Origin of the sequence: Paracoccus pacificus, assembly GCF_042680785.1 — a bacterium.
Lineage (GTDB): Bacteria > Pseudomonadota > Alphaproteobacteria > Rhodobacterales > Rhodobacteraceae > Paracoccus > Paracoccus pacificus.
In genome coordinates this window covers 83,065-100,226 of record NZ_JBHUEN010000016.1, presented here as the reverse complement: position 1 = coordinate 100,226, position 17,162 = coordinate 83,065, and the positions used below count along the sequence as shown (strand labels likewise).

Sequence of the window (17,162 nt, the reverse complement as noted above, 5' to 3'; positions counted from 1 at the left end):
CCGGTTCTAGCGCCCGCGCCATTCCGGTTTGCGCTTGGCCAGAAAGGCCGCGACGCCTTCGGCGAAATCCTCGCTGCCATAGACGCGGGCGATGATGTCGCCATCGTCGGGCGTGTTTTCCGACAAGCGGCCGAACAGCGCCCGGCAGGCCGCGATGGTCAGGGGCGCGGCCTCGCACAGCCGGGCGATCTGGCGTGCGGCCTCGGCCTCCAGCGCCTCGGGGGGAACGCAGGCGCTGGCAAAGCCCAGAGCATTGACCGTCGTGCCATCCAGAAATTCCGACAACAGCAGCATCCGCCGCACCGGCCCGTCGCCAAAGGCGCGCACCAGCCGGGCGATATTGGCGGCTGAAAGCGTGTTGCCGACGGTGCGGGCGATGGGGACGCCGAATTTAGCGGTGGGCGTCACGATGCGCAGATCGCAGGCGGCGGCGATGGCAAGCCCGCCGCCCACCGCCGCGCCGTCGATGATCGCCAGCGTCGGCGCGGGCAGGCGGGTCAGGGCCGAAAGCGCGGCGTCGATGCGATCCTCATAGGCCACCCCGTCCGCGCCGCCCTTGAAGGCGGTGAATTCGGATATGTCGGTGCCGGCGACGAAGGCCCCGCCGGCACCGCGAAAGACGATGGCGCGCAGGTCGCTGCGCGTCCCGATCTGGTCGCAGATCGCGCCCAGACGGCCGTACATCGCGAATGTCATCGCGTTGCGCGCGGCCGGCCGGTCAAAGGTGATATGCGCGACCGGACCGTCGATGCGCAGGCTTACATCGCCCGTGTGCGGGGCGTCAGCCATCCGCGGCCCCGTTTCCGGGGCTGATGCCCAATTCGCGCAAAAGCTCATCGCGATGCTCATCCAGCAGCGGCGGGTGGCGCCGGACCTGTTGAGGGGTGCCGCGCAGTTTGACCGGAAAGCCGATATTGTTGACCTCGCCCTCGACCGGGTGCCGGATTTTCATCACCATGTCGCGGGCTTGCGCCTGTTCATTGCCCAAGGCCTCGGCGTAATCCATGATCGACCCGGCGGGGATGCCCGCCGCCAGCAGGGCCTCGACCCATTCGTCGCGGCTTCGGGTGACCAGCGTCGATTCGAGATCGGCGATCAGCGCGTCGCGGTTGGCCAGACGCAGCGCGTTGGTCGCGTAATCGGGATGTGCGATCAGGTCGGGCCGGCCGATCGTCTCGCACAGGCGGCGATACAGGCGGTCGTTATTCGCCCCCAGCACGAAATACCCGTCGCCGGCCCGCACCGCCTGATAAGGCGCGGCCATGCGGTTGGCGGTGCCGATCCGCTGCGGAATATTGCCGGTGCCCCAATAGTCGCAGATATCCCAGACCGCGAAGGACAGCCCGGCCTCGTACAGCGAGGCGTCGATGAACTGGCCCTTGCCGCTGATCTGGCGCCCGATATAGGCCGCAAGGATGCCGTAGACCGCGAAAAGCGAGCAGCCGATGTCGGCAAGCGGCCCCCCGGATTTCGCCGGCGGTCCGTCCGGGTGGCCGGTGATCGACATGATCCCCGAGGCCGCCTGCGCCATCAGGTCGAACCCCGGCCGCTCTGACCACGGCCCGGTCTGGCCAAAGCCCGAGATGCTGGCATAGATGATGCCGGGATTGATCGCCGAGATCGTCTCGTAATCAATGCCCAGCTTTTTCACCACGCCGGGGCGATAGTTTTCGACGATCACATCGGCGGTTCTGGCCAGTTCCAGAAAGATCCCGCGATCCGCCTCGGATTTCAGATCAAGCGCGATCGAGCGCTTGTTGCGGTTCATGTTGAGAAACCCAAGGCTGTCGTCGCCTTTCAGCCTGAATCCCATCGAACTGCGGGTCTGGTCGCCGGTCGGCGGCTCGACCTTGATCACATCGGCCCCCAGATCACCCAGCAGCATGCAGGCGAAGGGGCCGGCCATCACCTGACTGACATCGAGCACGCGAATACCCGAAAGCGGCAAAGGGGGCTGCGGTTCGGTCATACGCTCAGCCTCCGTAAATCAGGTTGACCAGCAAAAGCGAGATCCCGGGCAGGTAGGTGCAGATCATCAACAGCGCCAGCAGCGCGAGGATGAAGGGCATGTTGACCTTGGTGGTTTCCCAGATGTCCGATTTCGCGATCGAACAGGCCGCGATCAGCACCGAGGCGACGGGCGGGGTCTGTTGCCCGATGGCAAGGTTCAGCGTCACCACCAGCCCGAAGTGAACCGGGTCGATCCCGGCCGCCAGCACCATCGGCATGACGATCGGGACGACCAGAATGATCGCCGCCGCCGAATGCAGGAACATGCCAAGGATCAGGAAGGCGATGTTCAGCATCAGCAGGATCAGATATTTGTTCTCGGTCACGCCGGCGATGGCGCGGGCCAGTTGCTGGGGCAGTTGCGCCTCGGTCAGGAAGCCGCCGATCAGATAGCTGGAGGCGACCAGCAGCATGACGACCGCGGTCTGCACGCCGCTGTCGATCAGCGCCTTGTAAAGCGCGCGCACGTCGAATTCGCGGTAGATCACGCCCGAGATGAACAGCGCCGCGACCACCGCCAGCGCCGCGCCCTCGGTCGCGGTGACGATACCGCCAAAGATGCCGCCCAGGATGATCACCGGCAGCATCAGCGCCCAGCCGGCTTCCTTGAACCGCAGCCAGACGTTCGACAGCTGGAACCGCTCTTCCACCGGAAAATTGTGGCGCCGCGCCTGCCAATAGGCGGCGATGGCCAGACAGATGGCGCCGACGATGCCGGGGCCGAAACCGGCGATGAACATCTTCACCACCGATTGCTGGGCCATGACCGCATAAAGGATCATCGGGATCGACGGCGGCAGGATGATCGCAAGGCTTGACGCGGACGAGCAGATCGCCGCCGCGAATTCCTTGGAATAGCCCTTGCGGCGCATCGCCGGGATCAGGATCGACCCCAATGCCGCGACCCCCGCGACGGCCGAGCCGGAAATCTCGGCGAAGAACATCGACGCGCCGATGACCACGAAGGACAGTCCGCCGCGGACAAAGCCGACCAGCGCCGAGGCCAGCGCGATCAGCCGCCGCGAGATCGACGAGGCGTTCATGATCGAGCCTGCCAGAACGAACAGCGGGATCGCCAGCAAGGGAAAGCTGGAAGCGCCCTCATACATGGTCAGCGCAAGGTTCGGCAGCATGTCGGCGCCCTGCACCACGACGATCGCCGTGATCGCGACGATGCCAAGCGCGACGGCGATCGGCACGTTCAACAGCGCCAGCGCGAACATGCCCAGCAGCATATATCCAATGGTCATCAGGCTTCTCCGCTGTGGCCGGGTTGACGGTGGCGGGACGCCGGCACGCTTGCGTCGTCCTGTTCCAACGGCGTGTTCGAGACGTCGCCAAGCGCCTCTTTGATCTCGTGATCCACGAAGCCCTCGCCCCGGGCATCGCGCATGACTTCGGGCAGCCGCAGCGCCTCGGCGATCATGAACAGGATCGCGCCAAGCGGGATGATGGCCTGGGTCACCTGCACCGATACGCTTGGCAGCGACACCAGCGTCATGCCCTCGAGGATGACCAGAACCTGCCATCCGGCATAGGCGAGCAGGCCGAAAAACGCGAAAACGCAAAGCTCGGAAAAGATCGTCGCCGCGACCCGCCACCGCACCGGCAAGGCGTTGATCACGCCCGGAAAGCCGATATGCGCGCCTTTCAGCGCGGCCAGCGCCGAGCCGAAATAGGTCATCCAGACCAGCCCGACCGAGGCGATCTCGTCATACCAGCTTAGCGCCGATCCCATATAGCGATAGACCGTGCCCATGACGATCAGCGCGGTCATCGCCGCCACGATCAGCGCGGTGATGATCTCTAGCAGGATTTCAAACCCCCGCCGGAAGGTCAGCGTTTCCATCAGTTTCTCCTGCAAGGAAAGTCGGCTGCAAGGAAAGTCGGCGGGCCCGAACATCGGTCCGGGCCCATTGCGGCGTCAGGCGCTACTTGGCGGGGGCCAGCGATTGCGCTTTCTGGATCAGTTCGGCGGCGCCGGGCACGGCGGCCGAGAACTCCTCATAGATCGGCTTGCTGGCTTCGACGAAAGCGGCGGTGTCGACCTCGTTCGCCACCATCCCCGCATCCTCGAGCTTTTTCAGCAGTTCGGTGTCCAGACCGGCCGCGATCTCATAGACGACGGGCTGCATCTCGACCGCGGTTTCCTGCAGGATTTTCTGCACCTCGGGATCGAATTTGTCCCATGACCGGCCGGCCACAACATAGGCCGGGGTATAGACGTGGTTCGATTTCGATAGGTATTTCTGAACCTCGTAGAAGCGCGACGGGTAAATCTGCGCATAGGGGTTTTCCTGACCGTCCATCACCCCGGTCTGAAGCGCCACGAACACCTCGGAGAAGGACATCGGGCTGGGGCTGGCGCCATAGCTTTGGAACATCTTCACGCGCCATTCGCCGCTGGGCACGCGCAGCTTGATGCCGGCCAGATCCCCGGGCTTGACGATCGGGCGCTTGTTGTTGGTGATCTGGCGGAAGCCGTTTTCCCAGACGCCGATGATGCGGTAACCGGCCTTCTCGGCCTCGGGGACCAGCGTCGGGGTCACGATCTCGTCGCGGATCTTGGCCATATGATCGCGGTCCTGAACCAGATAGGGCATCTCGAACAGCCCGAAGATCGGCACCATCGAGGACATGATCGTGCTGGGCAGGGCAAGGTCGATGGTGCCCAGTTTCAGCTTTTGCAGCATCGCCTTGTCATCGCCCAACTGGCTGGAGCCATAGACCACGACCTTTGCCTTGTCGCCCAGCTTTTCATTGGCGCGCTTGGCGAATTCCGTTGCGGTCTGGTCGAAAAGCGAGCCCGGCTCGCCGACATGACCGAACTTGATTTCGGTCTGTGCGAGGGCCGGCGTGACCATTCCGGTCACGGCAAGCACCGCGGCGGCTATCAATCCCTTGAATCGCATTGTCTTTCCTCCCTGATGTCTGACTTGGGCAGTTTGTTCGGCATACCGCGCGGGGCCGGGGACCGATGAGCGACGGTATGAAAGGCGGATAGCGGGCCGCGCCTCGGTGCCTTGCGATCATCGTCACGCAGACCCAGCGGCAGACACATGGCTAGGCTACCCACGCGGCGCGCCGCTGTCCGACGCTGCGGTTCATGTCCATGATGTGCCTGACGGCGATCACGACCGGATGCCCTCCCCGACATTCTGGCGTAATTTTGAATTATGTATAAAGAATGATTCTGTCGCCGGTCAACCGCAATATGGGGCGGGGGCGATCTGGCGCGAACACAGGCGGAGCGCCTGACGCCTGACCGTTGGGACGTATCCCGCACCGAAGTGACCCGGCTTCGCCGCATGCTGCCAGTGTGACGCCGGGGCGATCTCCTATTCCCACCTCGGCCATCCGCGCGCCCCCGACGCGCAGCGATACGGCGCTGGAAAAGGTGAAGTCGCTGATGTGATCCGAGAACCCGGGGGTGTGGGGCGATCCGTCTGGCGCGTCCGGGCAGCGGCGGTCGGTTTTCGGATGGAACCTGCGCCCCCTCATGCCTGACGAAGGCCCACATATGCCTTGAGCGCCACGGACCGTCCGGCCCCGCTGCGCGCCGTCCGGTGCCGGGCAGAAATATGCCGAAGGCGTTCGGTTCAGACGAACGCCGCATCAGGTTTCAATTCGCTTGGATTGAACGAAACGGCGGGCTAGCTTGTTGGTGATCGTGATCGGCTGGTTGCCCGCGATTTCCTGACCGGGCACAGCCACCAAGCAACCGAGGCTTATATGACCAAACCGAATATCGCCATCATCATCGGCTCGACCCGCGCCACCCGGTTCGCCGACAAGCCAGCCAAATGGCTGCTGGAAAACGCCCAGAAGCGCGACGACATGAATTTTGAACTGGTCGACCTGCGCGATGTCGATCTGCCGTTCTTCAACGAGGTCGCATCGAACCTTTGGGTGCCCTCGCAGGATCCGAAAGCGATCGCATGGCAGAAGAAGCTGGCCGGGTTCGACGGCTTCATCGTGCTGACCTCGGAATATAACCACTCGATTCCGGCCTCGCTGAAAAATGCCTTTGATCAGGCGTATAAGGAATGGAACCACAAGCCGATCGCGGCGATGGGTTACGGCGGCGTCGGCGGCGCGCGCGCGGTCGAGCACCTGCGCGGCATCGCGATCGAGCTGATGATGGTGCCGACGCGCAACGCCGTGCATCTGGGCGGCGGCGAGTTCATGAAGGTCAGCGCACTGGGCGCCAACGGCGAGATGTCCGAGGTTGACGCGGTGCTGCAACCCAGCCTGAAAGCGATGCTGGACGAACTGGCATGGTGGGCCGATGCGACCATGGCGGCGCGGGCCAAAACCGCCTGAGCAAGATGAAAAGGGGGGCTTTCGGCCCCCTTTTTCACCCTGTGCCGGCCGGGCCGCCTGATTTCCGGCGCCCGGCCGTCGCCTGACCCAACGTTCACAGGTAAGGAGGAGACGATGCCCAAAACCCAACCCGAGCCGATCCGCGATCCCGTTGCGGACCATCTTCTGACGCCCGAGAACTGCGCCGTCGTGCTGATCGACTATCAGCCCGAGCAGTACCGGACCGTCACCTCATCCTCGCGCGATGAGATCAACCTGAACGTCATCGCGCTGTGCAAGCTGGCGCGGGCCTATGAGGTGCCGGTGATCGTCTCGACCGTGGGCGTGGACATGGGCGTCAACACCGGCACCGCCGCCGAGATACTGGCCGAACTGCCCGGCGTGAAGGAAATCGACCGCAGTGGCGTGAACGCCTGGGAGGACGAGGAATTCCGCAACGCCGTCAAGGCGACCGGCCGCAAGAAGATCGTCATGGCCGGATTGTGGACCGAGGTTTGCCTGACCTTTCCGACACTGGACATGCTGGCCGAGGGTTTCGAGGTCTATCCCGTGGCCGATGCCGTGGGCGGGATTTCGCCCGTCGCGCATCATCAGGCGCTGGAACGCATGCGGGCGGCGGGCGCGACCCCGGTCACCGCGATTCAATTCGGCTCTGAACTGATGCGGAACTGGGCGCGCGAAAGCTCGCAGCGGTTCCGCGAGGTGCTGCAATGGTATTTCCCCAAACGCTTCGGGCTGATGAAGGAAGGCAAGATCTAGGTCGTTCCGCCCGCTGTCAGCGGCGGGCGCGCGATCCCGGGCATGAAAAAACGCACCGCCGGCCTGCCTGCGGTGCGTTTCCATGCGGGGCGGTCAGCCCCGATCAGGCGGCGTATTTCTGAACCGCGCCGGGCTGCTTGGACCATTCCGCATACCAGCGGTCGAACAGGTTCAACTGCGCCTCGGCAAAGCCGCGCTGGCTGTCGTTCAGCTTGTCGGTTTCATTGAAATGCAGCGTAAATTCGGGATAGCCCTTCAGCACCATCAGATGCTTGAAGAACAGGACCAGATCCGGGCCTTCGTCGAACGAGGACAGCACGGCCAGCGCCTCTTCCAGTTCCAGCGCGCGGGCGCGGGCATCGGCGTCGCCCTTGGCGGCCGCCTGACACAGGCTGACCAGATGCAGCACTTCCTTGGGCAGGACGCAGCCGATGCCGGTGATGGCACCACTGGCGCCGCAGTTGACGAAACCGTGGAAAACGCCGGTATCGACACCGATCATCAGCGTCACGTCGTCATTCCCGCTGGTGATGTTTTCGGCCGCATAGCTCATATCCGCCTTGCCGCCGAACTCCTTGAAACCAACCAGGTTCGGATGTTCGGCCCGCAGCGCGAAGAACAGGTCGGCGCGGGTGGCGAAGCCGTAATAGGGGCTGTTGTAGATCACCGCCGGCAGGTCGGGGGCGGCGGACAGGATCGCCTTGAAATGTTCGCGTTGCGCGGCGATCACCGGGCCGCGCGACAGCACGCGCGGAATGACCATCAGCCCCTGCGCGCCGACCTTCTGGGCATGCGCGGCATGGGCGGCGGCCAGTCTGGTGTTGACCGCACCGGTGCCGACGATGACCGGGATGCCGGCCTTGACCAGACGCTCGACCCCCTCCATCCGCTCGGCATCGGTCAGAAGCGGCCAGTCCCCCATCGAGCCGCAATAGACCACCGCCGACATGCCGGCCTTGATCAGCATCTGCCCCTGACGGACCAGCGCGTCGAAATCGGGCGTGCGGTCGGCCTTGCAGGGGGTCATCAGGGCGGGGATGGTGCCGGAAAAGATCTGCGGGTTCATGGTGCGCTCCTCAAGCAATCACTGCGGGCAACGATCAGCGAATCGGGCCTTTCGTGGCTCATTATATGCTTTGTATTTTATTTGTCGACAAGAAACTCACGCAAGTTCCGACCCCACCCACAAGGGGTTTTACCGGCACTAAAGCGGGACGTTCTGCCGCCGGTCCTGGGTCAGCAGCGATCGGATCTGCCCCACGATCAGATCCGCGTGCTTGTTCGCCAACCGGTCGGCCAGTTCGATATCCCGGGCGGCGATCGCCTCGATCATCTCGTCATGGCCGCTGGTGTCGCGCTGCGGGGGTTCGTCGTCATAGGATGAATAGTAAAGCCGCAGGATGCGCCGCCCCTCATCCAGCAGACGGCTGAAAAGACCGGTGTAATAGACGTTCTTGCCCGCCTCGGCGATCGCCATGTGGAAATCGCGGTTGGTCGCGATCATGGCCAGCGCGTCGCGATTTTTCAGCGCCTGGGCGAATTGCGCCTGATGGGCGCGGATGTTCTTCAGATCGGCCGCCGTCCGGTTCTCGGCCGCCAGCCGGGTGGTGACGCGATACATCAGGGTGATCGCGTCAAAGAAATGATGCATGTTCAGAAAATCGATGTTCGACACCACTGTCGAGCGGTTGGGCAGCGTGGTGACCAGCCCGTCGCCCGCCAGCCGCACCAATGCCTCGCGGATCGGGGTGCGCGACATCGACAGCCGTTCGGAAAGCTGGATCTCGTCGATCGGGCTGCCGGGCGGCAGGACGAGGTTCAGAATATCCTCGCGCAGGATTTCATAGACGAATTTGACGCCTTCGCCGCGCTTGCGTTCCGGGATGACCGTGTCGCTGTTCTTGTTCATCTGCATCTCGTTCCAGTCGACACAAAGAATATTGATCCCATCCCCGCATGGCAATGATGATCGGGACCACGGGGATTAACGCGCGCCCCATGTGTCGGTCAGGCGATAGCCCTCGGGCCACGGATCGTCGGGGTCCAGCATGTGCTGATGGGTGCCGGTGATCCAGCCGCGCCCCGAGATTTCGGGGATGATGGCGGGCGTGTCGCCGAGTGTCGTCGTCTCGACGATCCGACCGTCGAAGGTCGAGCCGATCAGCGATTCCACCGTCAGCCGGTCCGATGCGCCCATCAGTCCGCGCGCATGCAGGACCGCCATCCGCGCCGACAGCGCCGTGCCGGTGGGCGAGCGGTCGACCTTGCCGGGCTGGATCGCCACCGCCGCCCTGGCGCGAAGCTGGTTGCCGTCGCGCTCCAGCGCCCCCGCGAACAGGCAAAAGCTGAAATGCGTCCAGTCGGGCAGGGTCGGATGCCGGAACCGCATCTGCCGGTTGGCGGCATTGGTGATTTTCACGCCCAGAACGGCGATGTCATGGGCTTCGTCCGGGGTCATCTGAAATCCCAGCACCTTGGGGTCCACGAACACAAAGCTGTCGCCCCCGAAGGCCGTGTCGACGGTCAGCGTGCCGATGCCCTCGACCTCCAGCTTCTGGTCGAGCGGCCCGGCGAAGCTGGGCAGGTTCTGCACGAAAATCCGCTGCGCCTTGCCGTCCTTGCACTCGGCGCGGACGCGGACCAGCCCGCCCGGCGCTTCCAGCACCAGATGGGTAACCGGCTCTTGCATCGGGACCAGCCCGCCGTCGAGCAGCACGGTCGAGACGCAGATCGAGTTCGATCCCGACATCGGCGGCGTGTCCTCGGGCTCCATGATGATGAAGGCGGCGTCGGCCTCGGGGTGTTTTGGCGGCACCAGCAGGTTGACGTGCCGGAATACGCCGCCCCTCGGCTCGTTCAGGACGAAATTGCGCAGCCGTTCATCCTCGGCGATCCAGCGCGACTGTTCCCAGATCGTTTCGCCCGGCGGCGGCATTACGCCGCCGACGATGACATCGCCAACCTCGCCCTCGGCATGGGCGGAAATGACATGGATGGTCTGCTTGCTACGCATCGGCGGTTCCTTCCTGTGAAAGCCAGTGCGGCAGGGTTTTGGGTGCCTGTCCGGTCAGCGCCGCGGCCGCGCAATCGGCCATGGATCCGAAGCGCAGTGCGCGGCCGGACAGGCCGGGGCCGTAATGGGCGTATTTGCCGGAATTGGTCATCACCGTGCGGGTTTCGGGCGGAAACACCGGCTCGCTGATCGAGCACCAGCACATGTCGGGCACGATCCGCACGCCCGAGGCTTCCAGCGCCGAAAGCGTCCCCTCGCGGCGCAGATCCGCGATGACGGCGCGCCCGGCGGTGATCATGGTGGCAATGCCCACTGTCCGCCCCGCCAGCGCCGCCGCCAGCGCCCGGCATTCGGGGGCCGAGGCATGGGGGCTGCCGATGGCGATCAACTCGACCGTTTCGGGGCCGGGGTTCAGGCTGTCCCATGTCGCGGCCAGATCGGCGCGGGTGACGCGGGTCCGGTCGGCGCCTTCGCGCAGGGGAAGGTCCGCTTCCGGCGTCACCCCCTCGACATGCAGCATCGGTGCGGCCGAGGTGGTACCGAAGGCCGCGCACAGCGCCTTGAGGTCGTCGGGCGTCGGCGACACCCCGGCCAGCCCGCGCAGCAGCGGAATGCGATCCGGCGATTTCAGCCCGGCCAGATAACCGATCAGCGGCCAGACCGCATCATCGGCACCGGCGGGAATGTCGAAATCCAGCACCCGCGCGGCGCGGCGTTCGGCGTCCAGATAGACGCCGGCCAGTGGTGCGCGCCCGGTCACGGCGATGCACAGGTCCAGATAATCGGGATGCTTGGGCGTGCGCGCGCCGAGCACCGTATTGGCATAGATCACCGCGTTGGATTCGGCCCAGGCGATGCCCTCGCCCTGCGCGGGCTGGTCGTCCAGCAGATAAGGCGCGCAGGTGAAGGTCGGCTGGCAGCCCATCCGCACATAGGCATCCGCCAGCCGCGCGGCATGGCTGCCGAAGACCGGCGGCACGCCCTGACGCTGCCAGTTCTCGCGGTCGACCGAGATCGCGTTCATCGTCGTCGGCACCCGCACCTGCGCGCCCAGATCGGCCATCTTCTCGGCAAAGATCAGGTTCGCCTGATTGGCGAGGATACAGCCGTCGATATGGCCCCGCGTCACATCGGTCAGCGCCGCCGCGCCCTGCAATTGCGCCGCTTTGACGACGATGCGCATCGCCGCCGCCGTGGCCTCATCCCCCGCCAGCAGCGCCTGATCGGCGGGGGTGAGCGTCAGCGCGGTCTGCGGCGGATCGGCAATCGGCAGGCTGATGCCGTCGCCGGTGATCGCGTCTTCGGTGATGGTCAGACGCTCGGCCCGCGCCAGCCGGGCGAAATCCGCCGCGCTGACGCGCAGGACGGGCAGGGTGCGGCCGAACATCTCGGCCCCGATCAGCGCGCCAAGCGTGGCCACGTCCTCGGCCTCGGAAAAGATCAGCGCGGCAGGGGCGACACCGTTCAGCAGCATGTCCAGAATGACGCCCGAGCCGGAACACGACCCCCGGCTGGTCGGCATCATCACCACGCGCCCGTCAAGCGCGGCCCGGTAGGCGGGATGGTGTTCGTCGATGATCCGGGCGGCTTCGGGATCGACGCCGCCCCAGAAGCTGATGCCCTGATCCAGCGCCAGAACCGGGCCTTCGCCCGTGCCGGGCAGGATGCGGGTGGCGGTCATTTCACGACGAAACCGTGCGCGAACGGGTCGCGGTCGTCGATGAAGATGGTGTTATAGCCGGTCATCCGCGCCCATCCGGCGATCGAGGGGATGATCGCGGCCCGGTTCGCCACCGTGGTCGCGGCCTCGACCCGGCCCTTGAAGATCGAGCCGATGATCGACTCGTGCCAGAACTCGTCGCCGACGGCCAGCTTGCCCTTGGCGGCGAGTTGCGCCATCCGCGCCGAGGTGCCGGTACCGCAGGGCGAGCGGTCGATGGCCTTGTCGCCATAGAATACCGCGTTGCGGGCGTGCGCCCCGTCGACGGTCGGCACGCCCGTCCACAGGATATGCGACAGCCCGTTGATCGCCGGGTGCTCGGGATGGACGAATTCGTATTTCGCGTTCAGCGCCGCGCGCAGTTTCGGCGAAAAGCCGATCAGCTCGCCGGCGGTGAAATCGGCCATGTCGCGGAAATTCTTCTGCGGCTCGACGATGGCGTAGAAATTGCCGCCATAGGCCACGTCCACCACGATCTCGCCCAGACCCTCGACCTCGGCCGTCAGCCCCTCGGCGTAAAGAAAACCCGGCACGTTGGTCAGCCGCACTTCTTCGACGAAGCGGCCCTCCTGACGATAGCTGATATCGACCTTTCCGGCGGGGGTTTCGATCGACAGCTGACCCGGTGCGCGCGGGTGGATCAGCCCGTTCTCGATCCCCATGGTGATGGTGCCGATGGTGCCATGCCCGCACATGGCCAGACAGCCCGAGGTTTCGATGAACAGCACCGCCACGTCGCAATCGGGGCGCGTCGGCGGATACAGGATGGTGCCCGACATCATGTCATGGCCGCGCGGCTCGAACATCAGGCCGGTGCGGATCCAGTCGTAATCGCGCTGAAAATGGGCGCGCTTTTCCAGCATGTCCTTGCCCTCGAGCCGCGGGCCGCCGCCCGAGACGAGGCGGACCGGATTGCCGCAGGTATGGCCGTCGATGCAGGAAAACGTGTGCGTGGTCATGGCTCAGAACCGTGTGGGGGAGAAAGGAGAGAGGTCGATGGCTGGTATCTGGTTGGTGACCAGATCGGAAACAAGCCGGGCGGTGCCCGCCGATTGGGTCAGGCCCAGATGGCCGTGGCCGAAGGCATAGATGACGCGCCGGGTGGCCGGCGCGGGACCGATGACCGGCAGGCTATCGGGCAGCGAGGGGCGGAAGCCCATCCATTGCCGTCCGCCCTCGGTTTTCAGACCCGGCAGGAAGGCCTTCGCCTTTTTCAGCATCGCCTCGGCGCGTTTGAAGTTGGGCGGCAGGTCCAGCCCGCCCAACTCGACCGCGCCGCCGACGCGGATGCCGCTGGTCAGCCGCGACACCACGAAGCCATGGCCGCCAAAGGTCAGTTGCAGCCGCAGGTCCAGCGCGTCCGGGGGAAGGGTGGTGTTATAGCCGCGCTCGGTCTCCAGCGGAATCTTGTCGCCAAGGCTGCGGGCGATGCGGTGCGAAAACGCACCGGCCGCCAGCACCACCTTTGATGCGCGCAGATGACGCGGCCCCGCGATTACCGCGACCCCGTCGCTATCCGGCGCCAGCGCCGTCACCTCGGCCCGCTCGATCCGGCCGCCGTTCGCGCGGAACCGTTCGGCCAGCGCCAGCACGTAATCCCGGGGATCGGTGATCGAGTACCAGCCCGGCGTGAAGGTGCCCTTGATGAACCTTGGCGCGATGCCCGGCTGGATCTCGGCCATCTCGGCCGCGTCCATGTGGCGATATTCGATGCCGTGATCGTCGCGCGCCCGCCAGCCGGGTAGGGAGGCGCGGAACTCGGCCTCGGATTCGTAAAGCTGTAGGCTGCCGTCTTTGCGCAGCATGCCCGCTGCGCCATTGGCGGCCAGAAAGGGTTCAAGCTCGGCCTTGGACAGGTCCATCAGCGCGGTCTGCGCGGCCGTCGAATGGGCCACGCGCGACGGCGCGCAGGCACGCCAGAACCGGTACATCCACGGCGCGATCCGCAGCGCATAGGCCGGCGGCACCGACAGCGGCCCCAACGGGTCCAGCAGCCATTTCGGCGCCTTTTTCAGGATCCCGGGCGAGGCGAGCGGCAGAATGTCGGTAAACGCGAAGGCGCCGGCATTTCCGGCCGAGGCACCCGCTGCCGGGCCCTCGCGGTCCACCACAGTGACCTCCAGCCCGCGGGCCTGCAACGCCAGCGCCGCCGACAGGCCGATGACGCCCGCGCCGATCACGATGACATCGGGGTTCGACATTCACCGCGCCTTAATGGGTCGCCGCCAGGAACTTTTGCAGCTCCGGGTCTTTCGGGCTGCCGAACAGCTCGGCGGGGGGGGCGATTTCCGCCATCACGCCTTTATGGAAAAACGCCACCCGGTCAGATACTTCGCGCGCAAACTTCATCTCATGCGTCACGCAGATCATGGTCATGCCTTCCGAGGCCAGCATGCGCAGCGTGTCCAGCACCTCGCCCACAAGCTGCGGGTCAAGGGCCGAGGTTACCTCGTCGAACAGCATGTAGCTGGGCGACATGGCCAGCGCGCGGGCGATTGCCATGCGCTGCTGCTGGCCGCCCGACAGACGGCCGGGATAGACGTCCAGCTTGTCGCCAAGCCCGACATGGGTCAGTTGCTTGACGGCCATTTCCTCGGCTTCGGCCTTTGACTGCTTCAGCACCTTGCGCGGCGCCAGCATCACGTTTTCCTTGACCGTCAGATGCGGGAAGGCGTTCCATTGTTGGAACACGATGCCGATCTTCTGGCGCAGCTTGTTCAGGTCGGTGGTCTTGGCGTGCACCTCGACCCCGTCGACCCTGATGCTGCCGGAATCGATCGGCTCCAGCCCGTTGATGCAGGTCAGCAGCGTCGATTTCCCCGACCCCGAGCCCCCGATGACGGTCAGCACCTCGCCGTTTTGCACGGTCAGGTTGATCCCCTTCAGCACCTCCAGCGGGCCAAAGGATTTGCGGACGTTTTCGATCTCAATCATTGGACCACCGTTTTTCCAGATAACCGCCGAAACGTGCGACGGGGAAGCTGATGATGAAATAGAACGCGCCGCAGATCGTCAGCAGCAGCAGCGGTTCCTGCAGGCGCGTAATAAGGATCTGCGTCGATTTCAGCAGCTCCACCACCTGCACGACATAGACCAGCGCCGAATCCTTCATCACCCCCAGCGCAAGGCCGATCCAGCTTGGCAGCGCGACGCGCGTGGCCAGCGGCATGACGATGCTGCGCATGTCCTGCCCCCAGGTCATCCCAAGCGAGCGCGCGGCCCGGCGCAGCGTCAGCGGCACCGCCTCGATCCCGCCGCGCACGATCTCGGCGCAATAGGCCGAGGTGTAAAGCGTCAGCACGATGCAGGCGACGGTCAGGCCCGACAGGCCCAGCCGCAGCACCGTGCCCAGAAACGCATAGGCCAGCACCAGTTGGATCAGCAGCGGGATGGACCGGAAGATGTCCAGCACGAAGGTCAGCGGCGCGGCCCAGTAAGGCCCGATCTGATAGCGGATGACGCCGAAGATGATCCCCAGAACGGTCCCGAAAAAGACCGAGATCGCGGTGACAAGGATCGTCATGCCCGCGCCTTGGGCAAGGAACCACAGATCTTTGGCGGTCAGGGCGGTATCGAACATATGCGCCTCTCCCTTAATACCGGAACAGCCGTCGGGCGAACAGGCGCGCGCCCAACTGGATGATCTTGACGATGATGTAGAAGATCACCGCCGCGATGGCGAAAAGCTCGAAGGTGCGGAAGGTCAGCGCGTTCAGGTCCTGGGTGACGCCGTAAAGGTCCGAGTTCATGCCCACGGTGACGCCCAGCGAGGTCATCAGCACCGCCCAGACCATCTGGTTGGTGATCGTCGGATAGGCGATGCGGATCATCTGCGGCAGCACGATATAGCGGAAAGCCTGCAGATCGGACATGCCAAGCGACCGGCCGGCGCGCGACTGGGTGTCGGGAATGGCTTTCAGGGCGCCACGGAAATTCTCGGCCAGATAGCCGGCGTTGTTGAAGGTGATCCCCAGCAGAAGCGAGTTGAACGGGCTGAGATGCACCCCAAGCCCGGCCAGTCCGAAATGCGCCATGTAGATCTGGAACAGCGCCGGGGTGTTGCGCGCGATCTCGACCCACACGGTCGCGAAGCCGGCCAGTACCCGGCTGTTCGAGCGTCGGAACAGCGTAAGGACGACGGCGATCAGGATGCCGATCACCATCGACAGGATGGCGATCTTCATGGTGACAAGCGCGCCGTCCAGCATCTGGGGCAGCTTTGCCCAGGCTTGTCCCCATTGGAACCGATAGTTGAACATGGCCGCCGTTCCCCCTTGATGGCAAAGCGGCGCGGGGATCCCCGCGCCGCCCGTCAGGCAGAAGCCTTAGCGATAGACGCCATCGACGGTCAGCTTGGCGGGCTCGCCCTCGCCGACCCATTTCTTGTAAAGCTCGGCATAGCGGCCGGTGCGGACCTGCTGGTTGATGAACAGGTTCATGTAGTTGATCAGCCCCTGTTCCTCGCGCAGCGTGATCAGCGCCACGTAATCCGGCACCATCGGCGGCCGGTCGACGATCTTGATGCCGGGAAAGTTGCCGGATTTCACGTTGGCCTCGGCCACCTCGACGGTCGAGACGGTGGCGTCAAGCTGGCCTTGGCTCAGCGCCAGGAACACGTCGGCCTGGTTCTGATAGGGACGGAATTCGCCCTCGCCCCATTCCTTGACCTTGCCCTCCAGCCAGATCGCCTCATAGGTGCCGGCGGTGGCGCCGACGGTCTTGCCCTTCATGCCCTCCCAGTTCGAAATATCGACCTTGTCATTGGCGACGACGGCGTTTTCAAACGCATAATAGGGGATCGAGAAGCCGACCGTCTTGGCCCGCTCCAGCGTGTCCGAGGTCGAGGCGACGGCGACATCGACCTGACCCGAGACCAGCGCCGGGATGCGTTCCGGGAAGGTCGTCTCGACGACTTCGGCGGTGACGCCAAGCGCCTTGGCGAGGTCGTTGCAATAATCGACGTCGAAGCCCTGCGGGTTGTTGCTGGCGTCGCGCGACCCCATCGGCGGGAAATCCAGAACCACCGCGCAGCGCAGTGTCCCCGAGGCGATGATGTCGTCCAGCTTGTCGGCGAAGGCGGGGCCGGTGACAGTGACGGCGGTGGCAGCGATCGCTGCGATGCTCAGAAGCGAAGTCTGCATTTTGTTTTCTTCTCCCTGTTTGGCAATCCGGTCGTCGCGGACCGATTCCTCGCCTTTTTATCGGTCTTGTGACGGCGAAAAGCAAACACAAAATACTTTTTGTATGCAAAGACCGGGCGAGGAACCATGATCACCGCGCATAAGCGGCGGGGCGCGAAGCCACGCGAAGCCATGTGAAGCCACGCCGGCCCAGATC

Annotated in this window: 17 protein-coding genes; 2 read left to right on the top strand and 15 right to left on the bottom strand. The window is 64.7% G+C overall.

The window, feature by feature from the left end:
* Positions 1 to 6: 6 nt before the first annotated feature.
* From ACFSCT_RS05990 to ACFSCT_RS05970, 5 genes are all read right to left on the bottom strand, one after another.
* Positions 7 to 789 (bottom strand): enoyl-CoA hydratase, encoded by a 783-nt coding sequence (locus ACFSCT_RS05990; protein ID WP_379140970.1) that lies wholly within the window; start codon positions 787 to 789, stop codon positions 7 to 9.
* Positions 782 to 1,969, bottom strand: coding sequence for a CaiB/BaiF CoA transferase family protein (locus ACFSCT_RS05985; protein ID WP_379140968.1), 1,188 nt, complete (start codon positions 1,967 to 1,969; stop codon positions 782 to 784). The genes ACFSCT_RS05990 and ACFSCT_RS05985 overlap by 8 nt, the downstream gene beginning before the upstream one ends.
* Before the next feature lie 4 nt (positions 1,970 to 1,973).
* Complete coding sequence (locus ACFSCT_RS05980) at positions 1,974 to 3,260, bottom strand: TRAP transporter large permease (RefSeq protein ID WP_379140967.1); 1,287 nt, start codon at positions 3,258 to 3,260, stop codon at positions 1,974 to 1,976.
* Entirely contained in the window at positions 3,260 to 3,859 is a 600-nt protein-coding gene (locus tag ACFSCT_RS05975) for a TRAP transporter small permease (RefSeq protein ID WP_379140964.1), read from the bottom strand. Before ACFSCT_RS05975 ends, ACFSCT_RS05980 begins: the two co-directional genes overlap by 1 nt.
* An 82-nt stretch (positions 3,860 to 3,941) precedes the next feature.
* A complete protein-coding gene (locus ACFSCT_RS05970) occupies positions 3,942 to 4,922 on the bottom strand; it encodes a TRAP transporter substrate-binding protein (protein ID WP_379140962.1) in 981 nt (326 codons plus the stop codon).
* An 820-nt stretch (positions 4,923 to 5,742) separates the two neighbouring features.
* On the opposite strand from ACFSCT_RS05970, the gene ACFSCT_RS05965 reads away from it, so the two are divergent.
* Both ACFSCT_RS05965 and ACFSCT_RS05960 read left to right on the top strand, forming a co-directional pair.
* Entirely contained in the window at positions 5,743 to 6,333 is a 591-nt protein-coding gene (locus tag ACFSCT_RS05965; RefSeq protein ID WP_379140960.1) for an NADPH-dependent FMN reductase, read from the top strand.
* Positions 6,334 to 6,447: 114 nt separating this feature from the next.
* Positions 6,448 to 7,092, top strand: a complete 645-nt coding sequence (locus tag ACFSCT_RS05960) for an isochorismatase family protein (protein WP_379140959.1) — start codon at positions 6,448 to 6,450, stop codon at positions 7,090 to 7,092.
* A gap of 103 nt (positions 7,093 to 7,195) precedes the next feature.
* Here the strand turns inward: ACFSCT_RS05960 and ACFSCT_RS05955 are convergent, their stop codons facing one another.
* The 10 genes from ACFSCT_RS05955 to ACFSCT_RS05910 all read right to left on the bottom strand — a co-directional run bounded on the left by ACFSCT_RS05955 (position 7,196) and on the right by ACFSCT_RS05910 (position 16,966).
* Positions 7,196 to 8,158 (bottom strand): dihydrodipicolinate synthase family protein, encoded by a 963-nt coding sequence (locus ACFSCT_RS05955; protein WP_379140957.1) that lies wholly within the window; start codon positions 8,156 to 8,158, stop codon positions 7,196 to 7,198.
* Between the two features lie 138 nt (positions 8,159 to 8,296).
* Positions 8,297 to 9,001, bottom strand: coding sequence for a GntR family transcriptional regulator (locus ACFSCT_RS05950; protein WP_379140954.1), 705 nt, complete (start codon positions 8,999 to 9,001; stop codon positions 8,297 to 8,299).
* Positions 9,002 to 9,076: 75 nt separating this feature from the next.
* Positions 9,077 to 10,105, bottom strand: coding sequence for a trans-3-hydroxy-L-proline dehydratase (locus ACFSCT_RS05945; protein WP_379140952.1), 1,029 nt, complete (start codon positions 10,103 to 10,105; stop codon positions 9,077 to 9,079).
* Positions 10,098 to 11,786 carry a cis-3-hydroxy-L-proline dehydratase gene (gene lhpI / locus ACFSCT_RS05940; protein ID WP_379140950.1) on the bottom strand — a complete coding sequence of 563 codons (1,689 nt, stop codon included), beginning with the start codon at positions 11,784 to 11,786 and terminating at the stop codon, positions 10,098 to 10,100. Before lhpI ends, ACFSCT_RS05945 begins: the two co-directional genes overlap by 8 nt.
* The gene (locus ACFSCT_RS05935) at positions 11,783 to 12,784 is read right to left on the bottom strand and encodes a 4-hydroxyproline epimerase (RefSeq protein ID WP_379140948.1); all 1,002 of its coding nucleotides are present in this window, start codon (positions 12,782 to 12,784) and stop codon (positions 11,783 to 11,785) included. The genes lhpI and ACFSCT_RS05935 overlap by 4 nt, the downstream gene beginning before the upstream one ends.
* A 3-nt stretch (positions 12,785 to 12,787) precedes the next feature.
* Entirely contained in the window at positions 12,788 to 14,026 is a 1,239-nt protein-coding gene (locus ACFSCT_RS05930) for an NAD(P)/FAD-dependent oxidoreductase (RefSeq protein ID WP_379140946.1), read from the bottom strand.
* 10 nt (positions 14,027 to 14,036) lie between these two features.
* Positions 14,037 to 14,759, bottom strand: coding sequence for an amino acid ABC transporter ATP-binding protein (locus ACFSCT_RS05925; protein ID WP_379140944.1), 723 nt, complete (start codon positions 14,757 to 14,759; stop codon positions 14,037 to 14,039).
* Positions 14,752 to 15,405: an amino acid ABC transporter permease gene (locus ACFSCT_RS05920; protein ID WP_379140942.1), complete on the bottom strand. Its 654-nt coding sequence runs from the start codon at positions 15,403 to 15,405 to the stop codon at positions 14,752 to 14,754. The genes ACFSCT_RS05925 and ACFSCT_RS05920 overlap by 8 nt, the downstream gene beginning before the upstream one ends.
* A gap of 13 nt (positions 15,406 to 15,418) precedes the next feature.
* Positions 15,419 to 16,084, bottom strand: coding sequence for an amino acid ABC transporter permease (locus ACFSCT_RS05915; RefSeq protein ID WP_379140940.1), 666 nt, complete (start codon positions 16,082 to 16,084; stop codon positions 15,419 to 15,421).
* Between the two features lie 66 nt (positions 16,085 to 16,150).
* The gene (locus tag ACFSCT_RS05910; protein ID WP_379140938.1) at positions 16,151 to 16,966 is read right to left on the bottom strand and encodes an ABC transporter substrate-binding protein; all 816 of its coding nucleotides are present in this window, start codon (positions 16,964 to 16,966) and stop codon (positions 16,151 to 16,153) included.
* Between the last annotated feature and the right edge of the window lie 196 nt (positions 16,967 to 17,162).

Excerpts from the sequence above, each read along its gene's own strand:
- ACFSCT_RS05990 (WP_379140970.1), bottom strand. The coding sequence starts at position 789 with ATGGCTGACGCCCCGCACACGGGCGATGTAAGCCTGCGCATCGACGGT.
- ACFSCT_RS05985 (WP_379140968.1), bottom strand. The coding sequence starts at position 1,969 with ATGACCGAACCGCAGCCCCCTTTGCCGCTTTCGGGTATTCGCGTGCTC.
- ACFSCT_RS05980 (WP_379140967.1), bottom strand. The coding sequence starts at position 3,260 with ATGACCATTGGATATATGCTGCTGGGCATGTTCGCGCTGGCGCTGTTG.
- ACFSCT_RS05975 (WP_379140964.1), bottom strand. The coding sequence starts at position 3,859 with ATGGAAACGCTGACCTTCCGGCGGGGGTTTGAAATCCTGCTAGAGATC.
- ACFSCT_RS05970 (WP_379140962.1), bottom strand. The coding sequence starts at position 4,922 with ATGCGATTCAAGGGATTGATAGCCGCCGCGGTGCTTGCCGTGACCGGA.
- ACFSCT_RS05965 (WP_379140960.1), top strand. The coding sequence starts at position 5,743 with ATGACCAAACCGAATATCGCCATCATCATCGGCTCGACCCGCGCCACC.
- ACFSCT_RS05960 (WP_379140959.1), top strand. The coding sequence starts at position 6,448 with ATGCCCAAAACCCAACCCGAGCCGATCCGCGATCCCGTTGCGGACCAT.
- ACFSCT_RS05955 (WP_379140957.1), bottom strand. The coding sequence starts at position 8,158 with ATGAACCCGCAGATCTTTTCCGGCACCATCCCCGCCCTGATGACCCCC.
- ACFSCT_RS05950 (WP_379140954.1), bottom strand. The coding sequence starts at position 9,001 with ATGAACAAGAACAGCGACACGGTCATCCCGGAACGCAAGCGCGGCGAA.
- ACFSCT_RS05945 (WP_379140952.1), bottom strand. The coding sequence starts at position 10,105 with ATGCGTAGCAAGCAGACCATCCATGTCATTTCCGCCCATGCCGAGGGC.
- lhpI (WP_379140950.1), bottom strand. The coding sequence starts at position 11,786 with ATGACCGCCACCCGCATCCTGCCCGGCACGGGCGAAGGCCCGGTTCTG.
- ACFSCT_RS05935 (WP_379140948.1), bottom strand. The coding sequence starts at position 12,784 with ATGACCACGCACACGTTTTCCTGCATCGACGGCCATACCTGCGGCAAT.
- ACFSCT_RS05930 (WP_379140946.1), bottom strand. The coding sequence starts at position 14,026 with ATGTCGAACCCCGATGTCATCGTGATCGGCGCGGGCGTCATCGGCCTG.
- ACFSCT_RS05925 (WP_379140944.1), bottom strand. The coding sequence starts at position 14,759 with ATGATTGAGATCGAAAACGTCCGCAAATCCTTTGGCCCGCTGGAGGTG.
- ACFSCT_RS05920 (WP_379140942.1), bottom strand. The coding sequence starts at position 15,405 with ATGTTCGATACCGCCCTGACCGCCAAAGATCTGTGGTTCCTTGCCCAA.
- ACFSCT_RS05915 (WP_379140940.1), bottom strand. The coding sequence starts at position 16,084 with ATGTTCAACTATCGGTTCCAATGGGGACAAGCCTGGGCAAAGCTGCCC.
- ACFSCT_RS05910 (WP_379140938.1), bottom strand. The coding sequence starts at position 16,966 with ATGCAGACTTCGCTTCTGAGCATCGCAGCGATCGCTGCCACCGCCGTC.